General features: G+C 43.3%; 5 protein-coding genes and 1 pseudogene. 3 read left to right on the top strand and 3 right to left on the bottom strand.

Features of this window, described 5'->3' with window-relative positions:
* A pseudogene (locus tag F6K37_RS32290) lies at nt 1–140 on the bottom strand (AAA family ATPase); the annotation flags it as partial.
* A 19-nt stretch (nt 141–159) separates the two neighbouring features.
* On the opposite strand from F6K37_RS32290, the gene F6K37_RS32295 reads away from it, so the two are divergent.
* Nucleotides 160–1,053, top strand: a complete 894-nt coding sequence (locus F6K37_RS32295) for a ParA family protein (protein ID WP_502887791.1) — start codon at nt 160–162, stop codon at nt 1,051–1,053.
* On the opposite strand, the gene F6K37_RS32300 is transcribed toward F6K37_RS32295, so the two are convergent.
* Nucleotides 1,050–1,178: a hypothetical protein gene (locus tag F6K37_RS32300; protein WP_267872002.1), complete on the bottom strand. Its 129-nt coding sequence runs from the start codon at nt 1,176–1,178 to the stop codon at nt 1,050–1,052. The genes F6K37_RS32295 and F6K37_RS32300 overlap by 4 nt on opposite strands.
* 111 nt (nt 1,179–1,289) lie before the next feature.
* Between F6K37_RS32300 and F6K37_RS32305 the strand changes: the two genes are divergently transcribed.
* The gene (locus F6K37_RS32305) at nt 1,290–1,766 is read left to right on the top strand and encodes a TspO/MBR family protein (protein ID WP_008181710.1); all 477 of its coding nucleotides are present in this window, start codon (nt 1,290–1,292) and stop codon (nt 1,764–1,766) included.
* Nucleotides 1,767–2,049: 283 nt separating this feature from the next.
* Here the strand turns inward: F6K37_RS32305 and F6K37_RS32310 are convergent, their stop codons facing one another.
* Nucleotides 2,050–2,769: a pentapeptide repeat-containing protein gene (locus F6K37_RS32310; protein ID WP_008181704.1), complete on the bottom strand. Its 720-nt coding sequence runs from the start codon at nt 2,767–2,769 to the stop codon at nt 2,050–2,052.
* A gap of 423 nt (nt 2,770–3,192) precedes the next feature.
* Here F6K37_RS32310 and F6K37_RS32315 point away from each other — a divergent pair.
* The coding region (locus tag F6K37_RS32315; protein ID WP_287254718.1) for a serine/threonine phosphatase at nt 3,193–4,754 on the top strand (1,562 nt) is incomplete at its 3' end.

The raw sequence follows: 4,754 nt of genomic DNA on the forward strand, positions 1-4,754 counted from the left end.
GTAGCATTCGCTTGGCTATCAAGATCGATGATCAGCACTTTTTTGCGGTTTTTTCGGATAGCTGCCCCTAGGTTAACCACCGTTGTGGTTTTCCCGACGCCGCCTTTGTTATGGTATACTGCAATGACCTTCACGTTATGTTACCTCTTTTTGTCAAAACTGGGATACACCATTTCTATAGTCAATATGAAAGGCGGTGTTGGCAAGACTACCACCACCGTCAACCTTGCTACCTGTCTTGCCAAAGATTATGGCATGCGAGTATTAATCGTTGATCTCGATACCCAGATTAATGCTACCCTAAGCCTGATGCCTCCAGTCCAATTTGCTAAGCTGAAGAAGGAGGACCGAACCTTAAAAAAAATAATTAATCAAGTGATTCAGTCACCGACTCAGGCATATATTCCCATTGAACAAGCGATTCAGCGCAATATTTGTCGAGTGGATGGACTAGATTTATTGCCAGGGGATATCGAAACCTACAATGATTTTCTATTGGCTGCATTGCTGTTTTCTCAGTCAAAGGATAATCCCCAAGAGTTTGAAAACAACTGGAATCAGCTAGAAAATTATTTAATTAAGCGTGCCCTTGAGCCAGTTCAACAAACCTACGATTTTATTCTATTGGATTTCCCTCCAAGTGAGAATATTATCACTCGTAGCGGAATTATTGCTAGTGATTTTTATCTCATTCCTGCCAAACCTGAACCTTTATCAGTGGTTGGGATTGGCATCCTCGAAGAAGGTCAGATCAAAAAGCTGGTACAAAGCGATCGCTCTGGGATAACCCTGATTGGGATTCTGTTTTTCTCCCTTGGTCACGCCACCAATATGGCGACACAAGTCAAGAACCGATTGACCGATAATTTTGGGAAAGACAAAATTTTTACTATAGAAATTCCCAGGAATGTTGCGGTTGCCAAAGCCGTGGATGAGTTTCGACCTGTGGTCGTCAATGAACCCCAAGCACCAGGAGCCAAAGCCTTTACTCAATTCACTCAAGAATTTATCCAAAAATTATCGAATATTATAACAAATAAATCTAAGAACTAGTTGAGCAGGAGGGTGGAATCGGGAATCGGGAATCGGGAATCGGGAATCGGGAATCGGGAATCGGGAATCGGGAATCGGGAGTGCGTAGGGTGCGTAGGGTGCGTTAGGGGCGGGCTTGCCCTCATGTTCATCCTCGAGCGCAAGTGTTAGGTTGCTGCCCGTAACGCACCACCGGGTCAAACTACATTTTTGCTCATTTTTGAGTAAATTGGGAATTTAGGAGCAAGACCAAAATCATGATTAAATCTTGGATGGTAATTGCAGCGGTAACCCTGCTAGTAGCATTCGCTGGTAACTTAATCACCAGACCCGAAGGAGTCAGATGGTTCTATCGCCTACGTCGTCCGCAATGGCTCACCTTCGAAGGAGCAATTCCCCTAATCTGGATAACTATCTTTATTTGCGGTGGTTGGTCAGCGTATATAGTTTGGGAGCATGACCCAGGTAGCGGAAGCACCTGGTTGCTGATGGGTTTATATCTACTACTAGAAATCATCACCATGGCTTATACACCAGTGATGTTTCTGTTTCGTAGCCTCACCGTTGGCACCATTATTGGTGGCACAGGTGCCTTATTAAGTCTTATCCTGGGTTTACTGATTTATCCCGTATCCCTGGTGGCGTTTTTGTTACTACTTCCCTACATAATTTGGAGTCCGATTGGTACCTACACCACCTGGGAAATGAGGCGACTTAATCCAGGGGCAGCATAATTTATTTGTAAGCATTCAGCCGTCAGCCGTCAGCCGTCAGGTGACGTAACAGAGTATTTTTTTTAATTGTAGTAGGGTGGGCAAAAACAGTTTGGTTAAAATGAGTCTTCTAGATCAGATTACTTTGCCCACCCTACTTGAATTGGGATTTTTTTTAATTGTAGTAGGGTGGGCAAAAACAGTTTGGTTCAAAGGAGTCTTCTAGATCAGATTACTTTGCCCACCCTACTTGAATTGGGATTTTTTTTTACACGCAAGTTTCTTAATTTCATTGTCCTAGAGCTCAGTAATCATCCGTTCCATAAACAGTTTTGCCATCAGGCATCACAGCAAATTGTAAATCAGCGCCTTTTAGATTAGTACCCTTTAATACCGCATCTTGCAAATTGGCGTAACGCAAATTCGCTTTATAAAGGTTAGCACCAGTGAGATTAGCCTCCCTCAAAATGGCACCATAAATACTAGCATGACTCAAGTCAGCATGCTCCATATTGGCACCAGTCAAGTCAGCTTCTCGAAGCTCAGTACGATTAAGAATAGCAGTACTTAAATCAGCATTAGCCAATCGGATATTGAGGAGATTAGCATCACTGAGATCAGCACCTTTCAAGTTAGTATCTTTAAAGTCAGCGCCATCTAAGTCAGCAGAGGTTAACTTCGCGTTTTCAAAACGAGCACCAATCACTTTGGCATCTTTGAGATTAGCGTTCTCTAGGTTACTATCGGATAAGTTAGCTTGGCTAAAGTCAGCTCTGCTAAAGTCAACTCCACTTAAGTCAAGTCCACTCAAATCAATACCCATCAGATCACACTCTACACAGGTCTTGGTTTTTAACATTAACTCAAGCACTTTTGTCTTGGCTTTTGGATGTTGAATGGTCTTACTGGAGTTATCATTAGTTTTTAGGGATATGCTAACCTGTTGCTGAGATGATAGATGAAGAGCAATTGCTATAGTTGCCGCTAAGACCACAGCGATGATTAAAGATAGTTTAATGTTCATAAGCAAAAGCTTGCCCAGATTGACCTGAGAGTCGCACTCTACTTAGAGAGATACAAGAGATTATTCGCCCCTACCGGAATAAAAGTTTAAACTTTTGTATATAGCAATAGCAGCTGTTTGCTGGAATAAGAGTAGAGGCTTTGGCAGAAAGGCGCGATAATAGAGCTAGTTTACCGTTTGCTTGTTGTCACCCTATGCTCCCTGGGTAGACTATAGGGTGTAGCCTATAAAAAAATAGTTACTAAAAAATTAATTTAATTATACCATGAAATCACATTGCACGACAGCGTAAAAATTGGAATCAGGCTATGCTGCTAAAAGCTGCCATCATAGATTACAGCATGGCCAACTAGATGGCAGTTAGATGAAATCTTAAAAGTTACCCACCAAAGCGCGGAATTTAAGGATTAAGGAAGTTCCATTATGTTAGTTTGTCCCCAGTGTCAGTTCGAGAACCCAAATACCAACAAGTTTTGTCAACGATGTGGAACTTCCCTAACCGATAAAAGTTGTCATGAATGCGCTAGCCAAGTGCCCCTAAATGCTGAAACTTGTCACAACTGCGGTGCCTTCACAGGAACGGTTTGGAGGGCAATTATTTCTAAGCAGCAAAATTCGGCAAGGTCCCCCCAGTATTCTCCTCAAACTCCGGTTGAGGTGTCAGACTCCTCAGCTGAGCAGGCTACGGCAGTAGCGGTCTCCCAACCAGAGTCTGACCAGACCGAGAGGGAACTAACCCAGCCAGCATCATTCCTAGAAACAACACAAGAGTGGCTAACTAAATCGGATACTATACTAACAGAGCCAGGGGATGATGGCACCTTGTCCCAAGCATCAACAGTCTTCGCTGATGAAGCATCGATAAACAACAGAAGTGGCTGTGATCAAGTGGAACTAGAATCATCAGAGGAGCCATTACTAGAGATTAGCCCAATACAGAAGAAACCTCAATCTACTGAAGCTTCGAGCTGGTCAATTCCTAATCTCGAAAACCCAACTTCAGAGACAGCAACAATTGTCTATCTAGACCAGGGTAAGCGTTACAGAGTACTAGAACCTGATCAACTCTATCAGATCGGGGAAAGTAAGACAACAGATGATAGTATCTTTGTCACAGTTTTGGACTGCCAACCGTTACAAAAGTCTCCCCTAGAAGCCCTGATTAATCAAACAAAATTGTCTCCAGAGAAATTTGATCTATCCACAACCCTAGAGCAGCCAAAACCTTCCTCGAAAGAAAACGTAGACGTTTGGAAAGTCCTAGATATCCCACAGAGTGCTAAACCCTATTTGGCTCTCAAGGACTTATGTTACCCTAGCGTGCCAGAAATTCATGATGTTTGGCAGCAAAATGGTAAGGCGATAATCCTGCTAGAAAACCGTTCAGAATGGCAGTTACTGAGTAAGTTGTGGGGGTCCGAAGAGTTTTCTAAACTGCAAATCCTATACTGGCTCGATGAAATGGCAAAGCTTTGGCAAGCTCTAGAGCCTTGGCATTGTCGTCAGAGTCTGTTGGAACTGACGAATCTCCGGGTGGATGAAGACCAAGCACTAGGTTTGGAGCGTCTATATCCCGACAGGGAGGAAAATCCCCTAACCCTAGAGGATTTGGGACAACTGTGGCAAAGATTATTTAATGAGTCCCAGCGAACTCAATTTACCTCCTTGTCAACGGTTGTCCGGCAGTTGTGTACAAAGGAAATTGAAACCATTGAGGAATTGCGATCGCATCTGCAAGCCATTGCTCACGAACAAGAATCTGACCCATACGAATCCGGTATGGAATTAACTGAGGCTGTAGTCTCAGAAATGGCAACGGCAGACACTCAACCTCCTGATAGCCAGGAATTATTGTCTGATCTACCAGGAATTGAGCAACAAGGGGATGACATGCCAACGGTACTGTTGCCAATGAGCTTGCAGAGTCTCGATGATCTCGGTATTACAGATATTGGTCATCAAAGAGATCATAATGAGGATTGTTT

This window comes from Moorena sp. SIO4E2, assembly GCF_010671945.1.
GTDB lineage: Bacteria > Cyanobacteriota > Cyanobacteriia > Cyanobacteriales > Coleofasciculaceae > Moorena > Moorena producens.

Excerpts from the sequence above, each read along its gene's own strand:
- F6K37_RS32300 (WP_267872002.1), bottom strand. The coding sequence starts at position 1,178 with ATGAGGGCAAGCCCGCCCCTAACGCACCCTACGCACCCTACGCACTCC.
- F6K37_RS32305 (WP_008181710.1), top strand. The coding sequence starts at position 1,290 with ATGATTAAATCTTGGATGGTAATTGCAGCGGTAACCCTGCTAGTAGCA.
- F6K37_RS32310 (WP_008181704.1), bottom strand. The coding sequence starts at position 2,769 with ATGAACATTAAACTATCTTTAATCATCGCTGTGGTCTTAGCGGCAACT.